At 68.4% G+C, this 15,539-nt stretch carries 16 protein-coding genes; 4 read left to right on the plus strand and 12 right to left on the minus strand.

All coding sequences use genetic code 11. From position 1 onward, the window contains the following. Positions 1 to 56 precede the first annotated feature (56 nt). From E0H75_RS44885 to E0H75_RS42385, 4 genes are read right to left on the minus strand one after another with little or no spacing between them, the layout of a single operon-like run. Entirely contained in the window at positions 57 to 446 is a 390-nt protein-coding gene (locus E0H75_RS44885) for a helix-turn-helix domain-containing protein (RefSeq protein ID WP_131519390.1), read from the minus strand. 15 nt (positions 447 to 461) lie between these two features. Further along, complete coding sequence (locus E0H75_RS42375; RefSeq protein ID WP_131519391.1) at positions 462 to 1,472, minus strand: hypothetical protein; 1,011 nt, start codon at positions 1,470 to 1,472, stop codon at positions 462 to 464. Positions 1,473 to 1,479: 7 nt separating this feature from the next. Next, entirely contained in the window at positions 1,480 to 3,471 is a 1,992-nt protein-coding gene (locus E0H75_RS42380) for a relaxase/mobilization nuclease domain-containing protein (protein ID WP_131519392.1), read from the minus strand. Next, entirely contained in the window at positions 3,471 to 3,875 is a 405-nt protein-coding gene (locus tag E0H75_RS42385; RefSeq protein ID WP_131519393.1) for a plasmid mobilization protein, read from the minus strand. Before E0H75_RS42385 ends, E0H75_RS42380 begins: the two co-directional genes overlap by 1 nt. 223 nt (positions 3,876 to 4,098) lie before the next feature. On the opposite strand from E0H75_RS42385, the gene E0H75_RS42390 reads away from it, so the two are divergent. Together E0H75_RS42390 and E0H75_RS42395 are read left to right on the plus strand one after the other, a co-directional pair. Beyond that, complete coding sequence (locus E0H75_RS42390; protein WP_131519394.1) at positions 4,099 to 4,431, plus strand: hypothetical protein; 333 nt, start codon at positions 4,099 to 4,101, stop codon at positions 4,429 to 4,431. 274 nt (positions 4,432 to 4,705) lie between these two features. After that, positions 4,706 to 5,413: a hypothetical protein gene (locus E0H75_RS42395; protein ID WP_131519395.1), complete on the plus strand. Its 708-nt coding sequence runs from the start codon at positions 4,706 to 4,708 to the stop codon at positions 5,411 to 5,413. 231 nt (positions 5,414 to 5,644) lie between these two features. Here the strand turns inward: E0H75_RS42395 and E0H75_RS42400 are convergent, their stop codons facing one another. From E0H75_RS42400 to E0H75_RS42415, 4 genes are all read right to left on the minus strand, one after another. After that, on the minus strand, positions 5,645 to 7,225 hold the full coding sequence (locus tag E0H75_RS42400) for a ParB/RepB/Spo0J family partition protein (RefSeq protein ID WP_131519396.1): 1,581 nt from the start codon (positions 7,223 to 7,225) through the stop codon (positions 5,645 to 5,647). Between the two features lie 454 nt (positions 7,226 to 7,679). After that, complete coding sequence (locus tag E0H75_RS42405; RefSeq protein ID WP_131519397.1) at positions 7,680 to 8,501, minus strand: DUF6919 domain-containing protein; 822 nt, start codon at positions 8,499 to 8,501, stop codon at positions 7,680 to 7,682. Continuing rightward, on the minus strand, positions 8,501 to 9,808 hold the full coding sequence (locus tag E0H75_RS42410; RefSeq protein WP_131519398.1) for a hypothetical protein: 1,308 nt from the start codon (positions 9,806 to 9,808) through the stop codon (positions 8,501 to 8,503). Before E0H75_RS42410 ends, E0H75_RS42405 begins: the two co-directional genes overlap by 1 nt. A gap of 85 nt (positions 9,809 to 9,893) precedes the next feature. After that, on the minus strand, positions 9,894 to 10,094 hold the full coding sequence (locus tag E0H75_RS42415; protein WP_131519399.1) for a hypothetical protein: 201 nt from the start codon (positions 10,092 to 10,094) through the stop codon (positions 9,894 to 9,896). A 312-nt stretch (positions 10,095 to 10,406) separates the two neighbouring features. Here E0H75_RS42415 and E0H75_RS42420 point away from each other — a divergent pair, with 312 nt between their 5' ends. Together E0H75_RS42420 and E0H75_RS42425 are read left to right on the plus strand one after the other, a co-directional pair. Next, positions 10,407 to 11,345: a ParA family protein gene (locus E0H75_RS42420; RefSeq protein WP_131519400.1), complete on the plus strand. Its 939-nt coding sequence runs from the start codon at positions 10,407 to 10,409 to the stop codon at positions 11,343 to 11,345. Next, positions 11,342 to 11,962, plus strand: a complete 621-nt coding sequence (locus E0H75_RS42425) for a hypothetical protein (protein WP_131519401.1) — start codon at positions 11,342 to 11,344, stop codon at positions 11,960 to 11,962. Before E0H75_RS42420 ends, E0H75_RS42425 begins: the two co-directional genes overlap by 4 nt. A gap of 847 nt (positions 11,963 to 12,809) precedes the next feature. Here E0H75_RS42425 and E0H75_RS42430 read toward each other — a convergent pair. From E0H75_RS42430 to E0H75_RS42445, 4 genes are all read right to left on the minus strand, one after another. Further along, positions 12,810 to 14,009 (minus strand): hypothetical protein, encoded by a 1,200-nt coding sequence (locus tag E0H75_RS42430; protein ID WP_131519402.1) that lies wholly within the window; start codon positions 14,007 to 14,009, stop codon positions 12,810 to 12,812. A gap of 276 nt (positions 14,010 to 14,285) precedes the next feature. After that, positions 14,286 to 14,585, minus strand: coding sequence for a hypothetical protein (locus E0H75_RS42435; protein ID WP_131519403.1), 300 nt, complete (start codon positions 14,583 to 14,585; stop codon positions 14,286 to 14,288). 64 nt (positions 14,586 to 14,649) lie between these two features. Further along, complete coding sequence (locus tag E0H75_RS42440; RefSeq protein ID WP_131519404.1) at positions 14,650 to 15,009, minus strand: hypothetical protein; 360 nt, start codon at positions 15,007 to 15,009, stop codon at positions 14,650 to 14,652. Between the two features lie 51 nt (positions 15,010 to 15,060). Then, on the minus strand, positions 15,061 to 15,539 hold a 479-nt coding region (locus E0H75_RS42445), incomplete at its 5' end, for a winged helix-turn-helix domain-containing protein (protein ID WP_131519405.1).

Raw genomic sequence — 15,539 nt, forward strand, 5'->3', positions numbered from 1 at the left:
CTGGGGTACCGGTCCGGCGCGGGCGAACTCCTCGGGTCAGGCGTGGGGCTGGATATTCACAGTTCCGGCTCGGCGCTGTCGAGTTGGCCGCTGTTGCCTGGGCTGACCGCATCGGTTGTTCCGGTTCCGGTGACAGCAGCTCTCGGTGGAAGCGGGTTCGACATGGCGGCCAGCTCGCTCACCTCATCCGGACTATTGGGCCAGGCGGTCTCTGATTCCGCGGCTTGGTAGGGGTTGTCCTTGATGAACTGCCGCGTCTCGTCGTACGCGCGCTCAATGTACTGCTCCAAGTCGTCGCGTCCGACGCGCCACTGACCGCGGCCACCGATCTTGATCGCGGCGAGCTTTCCTTGCCGGACAAGTGCGTAGATCTGGTTCTGGCTGGTGTTCAGTTCCTCGGCGACGTCGTCGAGGGTGAGGAAGCGGCTGTTCGGTGCGGGAGGCATCTCGGGACCCTACTGTCAGCGGCCGTGCTCGAGGTCGCGTGCTGCTCCCTGTCCGGGCCGTGTTGTCCGGGCGCGCGGGTGCCGGCGTCGGCTAACCGCAGCGCTGGGCGGCAGCGCGTTGCTGATGTCGTCGAGCATGCGCCCTTCGACCGCGTCGGCATCGGTACCGGTCGCCTGCAGGGATGCCTGGACTCGGTCGCGGCGCCGGGGGTTGTCGTACTCGGCGAGCGCCTGGTCGACGTCGATCTTGAGCTCTTCGATGATCCGGGTGGCGCGGGCGCTGTCGGCCTGGTGGTGCATCTGGGTGACCCGGGCGTCGACGCGCGCGGCGTGTTCCACCGCTGTCCGGTCGGCGGCTGCGGCGGCGGCCAGTTCTGCCTCGGCCAGCGGCACCTTCTGCGGCCCGTGCTGGTCAGCGGACTGCGCTGTGAGGAGGCGCCGGCGTGCTTCGATCGCCTCGTTCTGGGCCGTGATGCTCTCGGCCTCGGTCCTGGCTTCGAGGACCTGCAGCCCGATCCGTTCGGACAGTTCCGGGTCGGCCGCGGCGAGGGCGCGCTGGGCGTCCAGGTATGACACTCGCCGTTCGTCCGGGGTCATGTCGTCGAGGGCTTTGCCGACCGCGGTTTCGCGGGCCGTCCGGGCCCCGTGCGCTTCGCGGGCGAGCGTGTCGACGGCGACACCGTACCGTTCGCGGACCTGGTCGCGGATCCGCTCGGCCGCCTGGCGCGCGACCGTGTCGTACGGCTCGAACGCGGCGGCTGTCTCGTACGTCGTACCGATGCGTTCCGGGGTCGCGTGCTTCCACCAGTCGTCGCGCAGGACGGGCTGGACCTGGGCGCGCATGGCGGCCAGCTCGGCGTCGATCCGGCGCTGGTCTTCGGCGCTCCGTTGAGCCGCTTGCGCTTCGTCGATTCGGGCCTGGCGTTCGCGGACCCGCGCGATCTGTTCGAGCAGCAGCGTGGCTTGGGCGACTGCCATCCGCACCAGCGCTGCCAGTTCCTCGTCGATGCCGTCGCTGTGCTCCATCAGGACCTCAGTCTCCGATCTCAGAGTCCGCGCTCGAGGACGCGGCCGGGGTGGTGGATGGTCGGGTTCGCGCACCCGCTGGTCCGGTCGTTGCGGGCGCGGGGAGCGGGTTGGGCAGCGGCGATGTGACCGCCTGTTGTGGCGCCTGTCCGCTCGCCGCGCCGAGTGCTTCGAGCGCGGCCGCGAGGTCTGGATCCGCGGCCGTCGATGCCGCCGGGGCGTCGCCGGTGTGGACGAGTTTGTCAATGCGCCACGTCATCACCTGCACGGCGGATTCGGCGGTGTCGAGACTGCGCATCGCGTGCGCCTGGCGGAGCGTGCCGACCGGGTCCAGTCCTTGACCGGCCAGCTCGACGATGCGTTGTTCGAGCGCCGGCCAGGCTGGGTCGTTGCGCCACGTGGCGGCGTCTTCCGGGCCGATCGCGGCTGACACTGCGGCGGTCGCGGCGGACTGCCCTGGTGCCTGTGATGGCTGCCCGGTCTGCTGCACCGGCGCCGTCTTGTCCTCTGGCGCCGCCGTCTGGGCGGTGTCGTTGGCCGGTGATGCCGCCGGCATCGGTACGGCGGCGGGGGTGGTCTGCAGGATCTGGGCGAGCTGGCCGCGGACGGTGCTCTCCAGGACCAGCGCTTGCTTCAGTTCGCCGCGGGCGACGTGTGCGTCGTGGACCGCCTTCAGCGTGTTCGCCAGCTGCCGCAGCAGCACCAGGTCGGCGGCCGGGCCGGTCTTGCTGGCGTGCATCAGCAGCATCGCGGTTCCGGTCAGCGCGGCTGGCTGGGTGTGCTTCGGGCGGGGCTGCCGGTACCGCATCTGTGCGCTGCGGGCGAGTGCGTCGGCGGTCGCGGCCAGCGGCCCTGGCGTGTGCTCGGTACGGCGCGACCAGGCCGCGAACACCCCGGCCGCCTGCCGGGCGACCACCGCCCAGCTGTGTCGGTCGTCGAGCGGCACGCTGCGCAGCTGCTCGCGCAGCTCGGCGACCTCGTTGGCCTGCTCCTCCCACGTCCCCGCGGGCATCGACGTACGGGGTCGGCTGGTGCCACCAGGGGTGCGGCGGCCGCGTTTGGCCGCGGTCCATTCGGCCACCGCCTCGGCCGCGAGCTCCGGCGTCGACGGCCACAGCTCCCGCAGCCGCGGCAGCGCTAGGTCCTTGGCCAGGCCACTGCCCCGGTAGTACAGCGGCCGCTCCCCGCGGACCGGCTTCAACGCGACCGAGTAGCCGACGACGACGTCGCCGCGGCCGTCGGCGAACCGGGCCCGCAGCAGCAGGCCCTCGTGCCGGCAGGCACGCACGAACTCGGCCTCGGTCGCCGAGGCGGCCGCGCACGCACGGACAGTCCGGGCGATCGTCAACCGCTCCGGCTCGGGCAGACCGAGCCGGGCCGCGCGCTGCTGCTCGGCCGGTTTCACACCGGGCATCCCGGCACCGGTCTCCCGCGACGCCAAGACCCGCAGCCCGTACTTGCGCTCGAGGTCGTTGCACACCCTCTGTGCCCGCGGCTGGTCCATGTGCGTCGACACCTTCGTGCCGTCTTCTCGCACCAGCGACGCCGCGATGTGGATGTGGTCGCCGCCGGCCGTGGTGAGGCCGTGGTGGATCGCCGCCCACCGCGCCGGCGCCTTCCCACTGCCCAGTTCGGTGAAGCCCATCGCGTCCATGAAGTCGGCCGCGATCGCCTGCCACTGTCCGTCGCCCAGTGGCCCCTCCCCCGGCTCCAAGGCCAGCGAGCAGTGCCACACATGCGCCGGTTTCCGGGCGACCACCTGGCCCGAGTCGTCCCGGGCCGGTGCGGTGACCTCGACGCCGTACAGGCGTCGCGGCTTGTCCAGGTAGCCGGCGATCGCCAGCGCCGAATCGCGGTGCAGCTCGGCGTCGTCGTACCACGACTGCAGGAACCCGTCGCCGCCGACCAGGTGGGGTTCGGTGTGCTCGTTCGCGCGGCCCGGCCCACACAGATACACGAGCAGGCCGGCCATCCGGCCGCCCTTCACGATGTTCGGCATCACCGGGCACCACCACCCGGCGTACCGAGCTGGTTCAGCGCCTGGTCGATCCGGATCAGCAGCCGCTGAATGTGCGCCAGCACCGGCGTCGCATTCTCCGGGAACTCGTCGGTGGCGTTCGCCTTCTTCGCTAGCTGGTTGACGTTGTTCGCGATGTTCCCGCCGAGGCGCTGCAACCCGAACAACGCAGCCATCAGGTCGCGCCGATCGGTCGCCGTCTCCTGCTCGGCGAGCGCCGACTCGACCAGCAGCCGCGGCACCGACACTCCCAGCCGGCGGGCCTTCAACCGCAACGCCGCCGCCTCCTCCGCGGTGAGCCGGACCTTCTGCTCCACCGACCGGCCACCAGCCGCGTTCGGCTGCCGCCGGCGACGACCGGAGCGGCCTGGCAACGCAGTTGTCATGCCCGGCCACTCCCCTCTCGTTTAGCCCAGCGCAGCGCCCCGCCGAACCGGCGGCGACAGACCCCAGTCTGTCCGGGTCGCAGGTCACCTGTCGACCATCAAAGCCATTTACGGGCCCGTAAATGTATAGCTTGCTCGGTATCGAACGGCGTTTGCTGCGAAGGTCCGGCCTGGGCGCTGGTTCCGGGCGTCGTTGACTCCGGCAACCTCTAGGGTTGCGGCCATGACGACACGACGTGAGGACCTGGTCGCAGCAGCGAAAAGGCTGGCTGCCGCCAAGGACGAGTCCCTCCACGCACTGATTGACGCGACCGAGAAGGTCGCCGACATCGACGACCAGCTGGCCGAGGCCAAGCGTGCCGCGGACCTGCGGGTGCGCGATGCATTGAAGGCCGGCTGGACCGAGAAGGAGCTCGCGACGATCGGGTTCGATCTCGGTGACGGCGCACCGAAGCCGGCCCGCAAGACACGGGCCAAGAAGACCACCTCTACTCTCTCTGCCCCGGCCGCCTCATCGAGTCAGGCGGCCTCCGCAGCGGCTGACGTCACTACCTGATTGGGAGCGGCCTTCGGCCGCGCTGTAACCGGCACCTGCGGTGCCGGGTGGTGACCTGCCTACCAGGCCGCCCCCTCCACGCAAGCCCTTCCACACAAACTTCTCGACGCGTGAGCGCCCGGGCAAACAGCGCCCGGGCGCTCTCTTATTTCGCCGAGAACTTTGCGCTCCGGAGCTTGCGCGGAGCCTCTAGGCGGCCCGGCTTGACGGCAGCTGCCGGCAGGCACACAACGCCTGCCGTCACCCAATCGGTCACCACGCTGGGGAGCCGCAGATGCCCACACGAACCGAACTCGCACAGATCGCAATCAACGCCAAACACGACGGCGCCACGCACGTCTTCGTCGCCAGAAGCCGCCGCGACGACCACCACTACGCCGTACCGGTCCGACCGGGCACGGACCCACACGACATCATCAACACCAGCCGCGATCCGCTCCTGTACTGCATCGCTCTGCAGCACTCGAACCTGTCACTACGCGACCAACTCACCGAGCACCGTCCCTGGCATCCCGAACCCTCCCCCGGCATCTCCAAGACCAGCGTCGTTCGCCTGGCGCCGGCCAATCCGGCCGACCGGTTCCGCGGCATCACTGCAGAGGCCGGCGCCCCAGCCGACGCCGACACCCGCGCCGCGCTGCGCCTCCTCGCCCTGGCCAACGCGCGCCCCGCTGGCGACGCCGCACGGCCGCCGCAGTTCGTCACCGTGGAACACCTCGAGGCAGCCCGCCGCTCCGTCGACAGCGCCAGGGATTGGACCTTCTCTTCGGCCAACATCCGCGCCGACTACAACCAATACGAGTCCGCCCGCAGCCGACTCACAGACCTGACCCATGCGGCGTACGAGCAGGCCCGGATCGGGTCGCACAACGTGCACCGCATCACCGGTCTCCACCGCGAAGACGTCGCCCCGGTCCTGCCGGCAACCGGGCGCTCTTCTCGTCAACCGCCGCTCGGCGTCCCTGCAGTAATTGGCTACTGATCAGGATGTGCCGTGGGTGAACCGGTAGATCCAGCGGGACCACAGCGCGACAGCTCGCGGCCGAGGGCTCGATGCCCGAGGACGCGACACACCGCCGCCGCTGACACGGTCCGCCGACTCACGGCAGCGATAGGGTGGAGACACCAAGAAGGGCCGGGACATTACGGGTGTCCCGGCCCTTCGGTCTGTCACACGGCAGCTAAAGATCCACCGGCAGATCAGCTACACGGCTCAGACTGCCGTGTCTGCCTCACCTTCGCCCTCGTCAGCGTCGTCACCCTCGGCCTGGTGGTCGGCGTCGTCCCCGGCCTCTGGTTCGCTCTCGCCCTCTTCACCGGTGGGAAGTCCGGCGGCCAGTAGCTCGACGCGGCACGGCTGGTACCCCTGGTCGATGATGAACTGCAGGTACTCGCGCTGCTCACACCCCGACGTCTTGTTGTAGGGGTCCTTGCGCCAGGACTGCCGGTTCAGGGCCTTCTCGTTCCCGCCCAGCACGATCGCGAGCAGGATCACCAGGCGGCGCTTGTCGCTCGCCTCGTCGGCCGCCTTCCGAAGGCCCATCGTGGTTCCGTCCCGCCAGTGACCGGCGACGTACTCGCTGTCGGCCGGGGTGATGCCGAGCAGATCGGCGGCAAGCGGGTGGTGGTCGCGGAACGCGTCGGTGACCGCGTAGTGGGCGGTCAGCATCTCGCTGGCCAGGAACGCCACCGCACCGGCAGGCATCGTCTTGCGCTTGAGAAAGTTCCGCAGCCACTCACGCCGCACGTCCACAGCAGCGTCCCACTCCTTGTTGCCCGTGATGACGGCGGCGCGGTCCTCTCGCTTCTGCTGCCGGGCATCCGCGGCCTGCTGCGTGTTCTGGCTCGGTTTCCCGGAGCCGTGACGGGTCGCCTTGTCGCAGACCGGGATCGCCGTCCAGCGGTACTCGTCGTGGACCTCGTCGCGGATCTCGTCCGGTACGTCGTCGTCATCGTCGAAGACCTGTCCATCCGGTGCGACCCACACCATCGACTGCTCGATGCGTACCGCGTGACCGGGGCACGTGCGATGCGCCTCCGGATCGACCGGCGAACCGTCCTCATCGGTCAGGTACTCGACGTACCGCACCGAATCCGTCGAGCCCGGCACGGTCTGTATGACCCGCAGCCCTTCAGCCTCAACACCTTCGACGTAGGCACGTCGGGCGGCCTGGTCCTCGTCGGCCTGCCGGTACCTGGCGGCGATGTGTTCGAGGCTGCGGCCACTCCGTGCGGCCCACACCAGTTCGTCGACCCGTCCCTGGTCATCGGCGAACTCGGCGACCAACGCCGCCTGCATGATGTCCAGGTCGTATAGGTCGAGCGCGGAGCTCGCAGCCTCCGACGACACAACCGCCTTGGCCGCCTTCACCTGCGGCCGCGTCATCTGCAGCCGCTTCCCGATCTTGGTGTCGCTCAGCCCGAGCCCACTCAGCTGGACCGCGACGTTCGCGTTCTCGCTCGGCAACATGACCCGGCGGTACTTGTTCTCCGCGTGCTGCGACACGATCCGCTCGATCTCGGCCTCGGTGGTCGTGTCCTCGTCACCCACCACGATCACTGGCACCGGCTTGTCCGCTTCGATCGCGCACAGCGTGCGGTGCGCCCCGCGCCTGACCTTGATCCTGCCCTCGGCGGTCCGCACTGCCGTGACCGGCTCCAGCACCCCCACATCCCGGATGCTGGCGACTAGCTCGGGGTCCGGCTTGACCTCCCAGATGTTGTCGCCCAGCTCCAGCTCGGTCGGGTCCATCACCTGCACGACCCATGTCTGCTCAGCGCTGACATCAACCATCGAACGTGCTCCACCTCTGCCAGGTGACGGGCCGCCGGGCCTTGGTTGGCCGACTGTTTTCCGCCCCCTCCTGGCAAGCGGAGTCCGGACCCGTAAGCGGCCGGGGTGCAACCGCTGAAACCCCGCAGGGGCCGCCGTAGGTGGGCGGTTGCGTCCCGGTTGTGTCGGGTCATGATGAAGTGGCCAGGAGGGGGCGAAAGAACGCTTTTCGCAGCGCCGACGAAGTCGGCACCGCAGCCCGGCCCCAGGGCCGGCCGGATCATGTCTTGAACCCCAGGCCTGGTCCCGAAGGTCTGCTGGGCTCACGGGGTAACGCCCGGAACCACTCCACCGATGTCGGTAACCCGCTGAGTCACCCGGGCGCGGGAACCCTCGAGCTTGCGGGTCGCCCAACAGTGAGTGGCGACCGCCGTGCTACTCGGCGGCCGCCACTCGGTCTTGATGTCTGGGTTGTTCAGTCGGCGTGTGGTTGCAGGAGCTCAGTGAGGGCTGGCCACAGCACGTCCTCGCGGCCCCACTCGGGGTCGATCAGGGTGACCTGGTGCGCCTGGTTCACCACAGCTCCTATCTCGCGGGAGCACCACGACCCGTACGTCATACGAGTGTTGCTGGGCGGCAGCCAGACGCCGAAGACGGTGTATGGCCGTCCGGCTCGCGTCGTCACAACGACCGCGTCCTGCCGAATCCGATCGCTCGGGTCGTGGACGACGTACAGCAGCCCGTGCGTCTGGGCGGTGAGTGCTAAGACCCTCCGCAGCGTCTCGTCGGTCACGTAGCCCTGAACGGCGGCCCGCTGCTGCCAGCCGGCGCCGTCGTACCCCGGGTCGGTGGCGCCGGGCTGCGAGGCCTCGGTGAGAAACCCGATGCGGTTCAGGTCGGCCAGGACTGGCAGCAGCTCGGTCGTCTCCGGGTCGGGTTCGTCGTACCCGCCCGGGTGGAACGCCAGCTCGCCCTCGAGCCACTGCGCGGTCAGCCCACACAGATCCTCGAAAGTCGCGGCCTCAGCCCACCGATCCGCAGTCGCTGCGCGAGCGCGCCGGTTCGCACACCGCGCTCTGACCAGCTCGGCCAGGGAGTGGCGCGATGCGCGTCGTTCGCACCGGTCGCAGACCGGGGCGTCCTGGTCAGGGCCGTCGTCGGGTCCCTCAGCGGCCAGGTATGCCCCGCACAGCGCCCGCGGGACCTTCAGTCCGAGCCGGTCGAGCCAGTGCTGCCAGTCCCCCACGATGTGGACTACCGCTTGGCGTGAGGCCCGGGCTTCAGTCGGTGCGGGCATCACTGCTCACCGCCCGCAGTGCGGGCGCGGGCGGTCAGCGTCGGCGTGCTCCAGACATCGACGTCGGTGACGGCCTCGGCGCTGGTGCCGGACACGCTGCGGAAGAGCGAGTCCAGGTGGATCCGCACGTCGCGGACCATCTCAGCGTTGGTGGCGAACCCCATCCGCTCGTTGGCGACCCTGAGGCGCCGGTGGTACCGGCCGACCGCGCGCCGCCGGGCCGCGGTGTCGGGCTTGGTCTGGTGCACCCGGTACGCCAGGGTCGCGAGCCGGGCCGCCGTGCGCGACCGGGCGGCCTGCTCGTCGTCCTGGTCGATGTCGTCCAGCAGCCCGAACCGAGCCAGGGCACGTCGTCGGATCCGGGCCACAGGGCCTTCGTGGTTCGTCAGGTCCCTGCGCTCGCCGCGGATCAGTAGCTCGAACATCACTGCCGCGACCATGGGCGCGAGGAACCGGATCCAGGCCTCGCGGCCGTCGGCGTCGCTGGCCGACACGACGCCGGACAGGACCGCGAACACCCATACAAGGGCGCCCTCGGCGCCCATCCGGCCGTTCTGCAGCCGGTTGATCCGTCCTAGCCAGGCGCAAGCCACGGCGGCGGCGTCGAACAGCAGGAACATCGCTGTGACCATCGGCCACGGCAGCCTGCCTAGATCGTTGAGGAACGTCCACATGCCCCACCCCGACGTCGTCATCGCCGCCGCGCACGCCACCAGGACCAAGACCATGCCGACCTTGCGGCGCCGCTGGGCCTGCTCCGTGCTCAGCGCGGCTGCCTGGATCTTCATCGCGTCGACGACTCTCGTGTGCTCGGCCTGCAGCGCAGCGACCTCCTCGCGGTGAGCAGCTCGCTCGGCGTCACGGCCGTGGGCCAGCGCCGAAGCCTCGGCGAGCAGCTGCTCGACCCGGACCTCCAGCTGGCCACCGCGGCCGGTCTCTGCCGCCAACTCGACGCGGCGCTGACCCAGTTCCGCGGTCGTAGTCGTCGCCGCACTCTTGGCCTGCCGGCGCGCCGTGTCCCGCTCGGCATGCGCCGGCGCCGCGCCGGCCGCCTGGACAGGACCACTCCCCCGGGTCTGGTCGCCTTGGACCTGCTCATCGCGGAATTCGCGAATTTTCCCGCGGCCCCAGCTCTCCCCACGCCGGAACATCTCGCCGAGCGCTTTGCCGCTCAACGGCTGGTGGTCGGCGACCGACTTCTTGTACGCCCTGCGCGCCAGCTCGTGTAGCTGGGCAGGATCTTCAGGGATCTCGACCAGGGCCACCGGAGCGACCTGCAGGCGACGGTCTGTTGCTAAATCAGTCATGATTGAGGTGTTCTCCATCGGTTCGTCTCAGGATTTGATGGGGACCGGCCGTCGCAGATGTGCAGTCTGCGGCGGCCTTCGTCGTTCACTGGCCGCGGATGCGTGTCAGGACGGCATGGGCCAGGTCGGGGTTGGCGAGAAGTTCGTCCGACAACGCTCGGTAGATCTTCGCTAGAGCCAGGCCGGGGCCGTTCTCGACCGACCACAGCTTCATCTGTCGGTGCTGGTTGCTCTCAAGGTCGAGCGTCACGCGCACGGTGCCTCGGTGTGCAGTGGCGGTAGTCATAGCCTGACTATAGCTGTAGTTACTGCATTGTGCATAGCAGTAACTACAGCATGTTCTATAGCATCGAACTCCGCTGTTGAGATAGCAGCTTTAAGTGCAGTAGTAGAGGCATTGAGGACAGCATCTGCTCAGCATGCTTAACACTGCTTGGCTTAGTGCATTGGGAGGCAATGAGGGGGTCCGATGATGTCTGGCAATGTGGCGAGCTGCTGTTGCTTCTAGCGGGGGTAATCGCGACAGTTACCGGTGTGGTGGGTCACTATGGGGTCTAGGGCATGACTTCATACAGTTCACCAGCAGGGGAGTCCGGGGATGGATTCGCAGGAGCTTGACGCACTACGCAGCGTCCTGAGCCGTGTTGTGGCGTTCGGCAATGGCAAGGGCGGGTCGCTGAAGACCACTCTGTCCTCGAACGTCGCCGGCCTGGCGGCCGACAGCGGTATGCGGGTTCTGGTGGTCGACCTCGACCCGCAGGGGAACATGTCGGAGGACCTGGGGCTGACGCAGGTCGGTCAGGACAAGGACGCTGGGGAGTCGTTGTACGAGGCGATCGCGCGTCGTAAGACTCTTGTGCCGTCACATCCGAATGTCCGCGAGAACCTCGACCTGGTGGGTGCCGATTCGACGAACACGGAGGCACTGGTCAGCTGGCTTCAAGCCAACATGCTCAGGGACGAGGACGCCGTCTACGCGTTGGCGCGTGCGCTGCAGCCCATCGCGGACCAGTACTCCCTGATCGTGCTCGACCTTCCGCCGGGGCAGGAGCAGTTGATCAGGGTCGCGCTGGCCGCGGCCAGGTACCTGATCATCCCGACTCAGGCTGATATCTCCAGCTTGAAGGGGATGGAGCTGATGGGTCAGCGGTTCGCGAAGGCGCGGGCTAACGACAATCCGGACCTCGAGCTCCTGGGCGTCGCGGCGGTGTGCATCCCGGAGGCTGCCAAGGTGCTGCGGAACGAGACCGTCGCCGCCATCCACCGGTCGTTCGGGGGAGAGGCTCCGGTGTTCGGCACGATCGTTCGGCACGCCGCGGTGCCGGCGACGGACGCTCGCAATCGGGGGCTGCTCGTGCACGAACTGGAGACGTTCGTCCCGAGTCAGGCCGAAACCTTCGCTCGCCTCCGCCAGCGGGCAGCTGGTTCTCAGGTCGAGCGAGCTGTGTCCAGTACGGCGGTGAAGCTCGCGAGCGATTTTGCCGGAATCACCGAAGAGATCTTTGCTGCGATCGCTAAGCGAGAGGCGGCGGCATGAACGAGAAGCTTCCCCCCAGCGGCGGGCTGCCGCCACGGCACCTCGAGCAGGTTTTCACGCCGCCAGCAAAGCGCAGCGAGAATCTGCAGCGCATTCTGTCTGCGGTCCCGCCAGCTAAGGCCCGGGTCGTGCCTGCGCAGGACCCGGCGCCCTCGGTCGAGGCCGAGGCCGACGCCGCTCCGGCGACCATTGAAGAAGTCAAGACCGAGCCCACCGAGTCGAGCAGGCCAGATCCAGTGGATCGCGCTGCGCCACTGCCCGGCGGTTCTGACGCGCGGAAGATGATCATCGTGTATATGCCGGCCAGTCAGCGGGAGTGGCTGCGCAAGGCTGCGGTCGGTTCGACGCAGTTGTATGTCGTCCTGAGCGCCGTCGATCAGGTCGAGCGTGCAGGCAAGCTGGCCGAGGCCATCGCGAAGGCTCAGCAGCCGGATACGAGCGGTCTCTTCGTGCTTCCGCAGACAACGCGTGGCGGGTCTACGAATGTCCAGGTCAGCCTGTGGGCGCTCGAGTCGCATATCAAGGTGCTCGACGATCTCGTCAGCAAGTACGCCGCCCCGAGCCGCAGTGCCTTGGTTCGGGCGGCGCTCGCCTACAAACAGCACCACCGACACTGATCCGACAGTCCGCCGGTGCTGGCTCACTGTCGCCCGCTGTCGCCTGGGTCCGGCTGAGTGTCGCCCTGGGTGTCGGACGGCCGGGTGCGACAGTCACGGGCTCACGGGTCCGACAGTGCCGACACACTCTGCTGACCTGCGACAGTGTCGGCGCCGCTGGTCCGAGTCACCTCCGCTGACGTTGTGTCGAGTGACGGCTGTCGCGGGTTCACAGCCCAGACACCGCCAAATCCCGCTCCGAAGGGGTCGTCGAGCCGATCCTGTGGCCGCAGAGCGGTCCAGGCATCCACTGTGCACCCGTTCCTGGCCCCCCGGGGCACTGGGCCACCCCCGGCCCGGCTGTCGCCTTACAGGGCCTCCAACCCGGAATCCCGATCTGTGCAGTGTCGCGCCACACATCCGGGTGTCGCGGCCGTGGAGCCGTGGAGGCGACACTTCAATTCGGCGTCGGGCGACAGCCGCGACAGTGTCGGAGTGTCGCCCCCGAGGTCTTTCCGCTGTCGGTGCTCGACTCTTGCGACAGTCGATCGGGGATGGGCCGGAGGTCCGACACCCGAACCGCCTACACCGCGTGCGCGCCAGCCAGCGTGGCCGGGGCACGCGAGCCTCCCACCTGTTCGCCGGGTGGAACGTCTGAATCAAGTGGAGCCAACCCAGACGGTGGCTCATACCTCGGGTGTGAGCCACCGTCGGCTCTCAGGGAGGCTCAAACGGGGGCTCGTATGGCTCTGACCTGCGGAAACGTCGGATCGCTTCGGCTCACACCTGACCGCGACTCCCTGAAGTCAACGCGCAGGCGCGCGCGCGCGGGGCGGACGGCGAGCCGGTGCGAGCCGGCAGTCGGTGATCACGCGCAGCAGCCTGGTCTGTCGCAGCGCTGCCCGCGGGCGTGGTGGACTCGGGCCTCGATGTGGTCGGCCAGGGTCTCGAGCCGGCGTGGGTCTGTGACCTGCTGGTGAGCAACTCGAACGGCGTACTCGCGTGGGGTCAGCTCGCCGATGCCGAGGAACACGTCCAGGCGCGGGTGGTCATTGTCCGGGTCGGTGTCACGCAGGTACTTGCTCAGTAGTCCGTACGCCGGTGCCCGCAGGTCGTCAGGGGAGTGGACAGCTGACCATCCGCGCCGGCTGTTGGTGGTGTCGATGTGCCTGGCGATGTCTTCAGCGGTCCAGGGGTGAGCGGCTGTCGCAAAACGGTGCAGCAGACCTGTCAGACGCTTCGCGGGGGCCTCACGGGCCCATGGGAGCCGTTCTAGGACTTGGCAGGCCAGTTTGTAGGCGGCCTTAGCTTTGCGCCGAGTCTTGACGTTGAGGGCAGACGAAGTCTGCTCCTTCTTCCCCTGGGGGTTGAGGGTTAGTTGTGGCTTGCTGTGGGTGGAAATCTGACCCTGGCCAGCACCTCTAGGTAGGTATGACATTGTGCACAGGCGACGCAGCAGCTTGGGGATAACGAAGGCCGATTCGGCTGCCTCGCCCCGCTGCGCCGAACCAGCGTCGCGTCGCGGCCAGACTTCCTCGACCTTGAGCATGCGGCCGGTGTAGACAGTGGCGTACAGGCCCAGCAGACGTGCGGTAGCGCGGCAGCGCTGGACGGTGCGGGTGGCGACCTTCATCACCTCGGCCACCACCTTGGGCCGCACGATGACCCCGCGGCCGGTGCGTGGGTCGGCCCACATCGACTCGGTCTTGGCCCAGTGCAGGAAGGTCTCGGGGTCGACGTTCTCGGCGCGCAGGATCCCGGCGGCGTCGGGGAGCCTCAACCGCTCCTTTATGTAGACCTGCAGGTAGACGCCTCGTGACGACCAGCACGCTCGGGAGCTGGTGCCTTTCCGGACCGCCTTAGGGCACTTCTTCTGGTCGTCGTAGACCCAGACGAAGGCGTGGCCGGTGTCGGCCCGCATTTCCTGGTATTCCGGAGTCTTCCGGAACTCCTCGGTCGCCGTGACGTCGCGGACGGAGACCCGGTGCCAGCGGGGGAGGTTCTTGCGGAAGCGGCGGTGGTCTTTGTCCATCCACTCGCGCAACTGCTCGGCGTGGTGAAAATCCACCTGGCGCCACCATTGCGACGCGGCTGCAGATGCATGCCGGCCGTGCCGAACGATGCGGTTTGGCAGGGGGTGAACGGTGAGACTCGCCGGAGAAGCAGCGGTGGTACTTGCAGAAATGGGGGGGGTACGTCGTACCTTGGACACAGCGAGAGACCCCTTTCGGGGTGTCGTTGGTTGGCCCTCGCGCGGTCGCCGGCAAGCTGAGCGCGAAGGTTGGCTTCAGGAGGCCCGTCCTAGTGGCGGGCCTCGTGCGTTGTATGGAGTTGTCGGGTGGCGTTAGGCCGCCTGCGTCGCCCCCTCCTGGTCGACGAGTGCCATCTGGGCATCGCGCTCGTGCTTGGCCGCGATCTGGGACGTGATGTAGTCCGGGATCGCGAAGTGGGCGCGCTCAGCGTTGCTGGTCGCGCCGTTCGCGAAGATCTGGGCCATGCACATGGCGACAAAGTCACCGACCGGGATGCCCAGCTCCTGCGCGCAGGCCTCATAGACCGGCGCGTGGTCGATCGGGAGCTTGAGGGCGATGGTCGGTCCGCGTTTCCCCTTGGCGGGGCGACCACGACCAGTCCGCTTCTGCATAGCGACACCTTTTCGATTCGCGAAAATGAATCGGTGGAGGCGCGCCGTACGTCACAGAGGTTTTTCATGCTGTGACGCCCGCATCGGTGATGGTCACCCTCTCGTACGCGCCGCCGCAGTGCGCGCATTGGCGCCAGAGGTGATCGCAGGTCGGCTCGGCGGTGTCGGTGTTGGCGCGGCACCAGCAGGTCTTCCACGACGTCATCAGATGGCCGTTGCGGGCGCAGTCTTCGTCCTTGGAGCAGTCGGGGCACAGCTGCTTGCCCGGCTCGATCCGCCAGCCCAGCTCGTTGGCCAGCTCGTCGTACGCCTCGGCTTCGGTCGGATAGTGAGGGACTCCGACGAACTCATCGCCCTCACGCCACCAGGCGTCGCCGCAACCGTCGCAAAGCACTGCGATGCAGGCGTGGGTATGGATGCTCATTCGATGGCCTCCTTGCGGCCGCTGGCCTGTGGGGCGGGGGAGGGTGGCTGCTCACGCTGCGTCTTCAAGTAGCCGGGCGCGGCCGTCGCCGCCGCGGGCGACCTGGCCCTCTCCGATGAGCGCTCTGATGTGCCGGTTGACGGTGGCCTTAGGTAGCCCGAGCCGGTCGACGAGCTCGGCGGTGCTGACGCCGGCGGCGCCGGCTACCCGGAGTTCACTGATGATCGCGATCGCGTTGGTCTCGCGCTGTGCCTGGCGGAACCGGGCAACGGCGTTGGTAACGCCATTGATGCCGTTTCCCTTCGCCGCCGGCTGAATCGGTGCCGGGGCCGCCGAGGTCTCACTTGTGGGCGCAGCAGCTGGCTGATGGGTGTGGGGAGTGGATGGACTCGACGCCGAAGTCGTTTCCGGGGCCTGCTCGACGGTGTTGTCGTCGGTGCCGGCGGCGTTGGAGCCGCGGACCCGGGAACCGTAGGAGGTTCCGGCGGCGGCAAGGTCGTCGCCGGTGAGCGTGCGGAGCTTGACGAGAG

It is taken from the genome of Kribbella capetownensis (assembly GCF_004331485.1).
Classification (GTDB): domain Bacteria; phylum Actinomycetota; class Actinomycetes; order Propionibacteriales; family Kribbellaceae; genus Kribbella; species Kribbella capetownensis.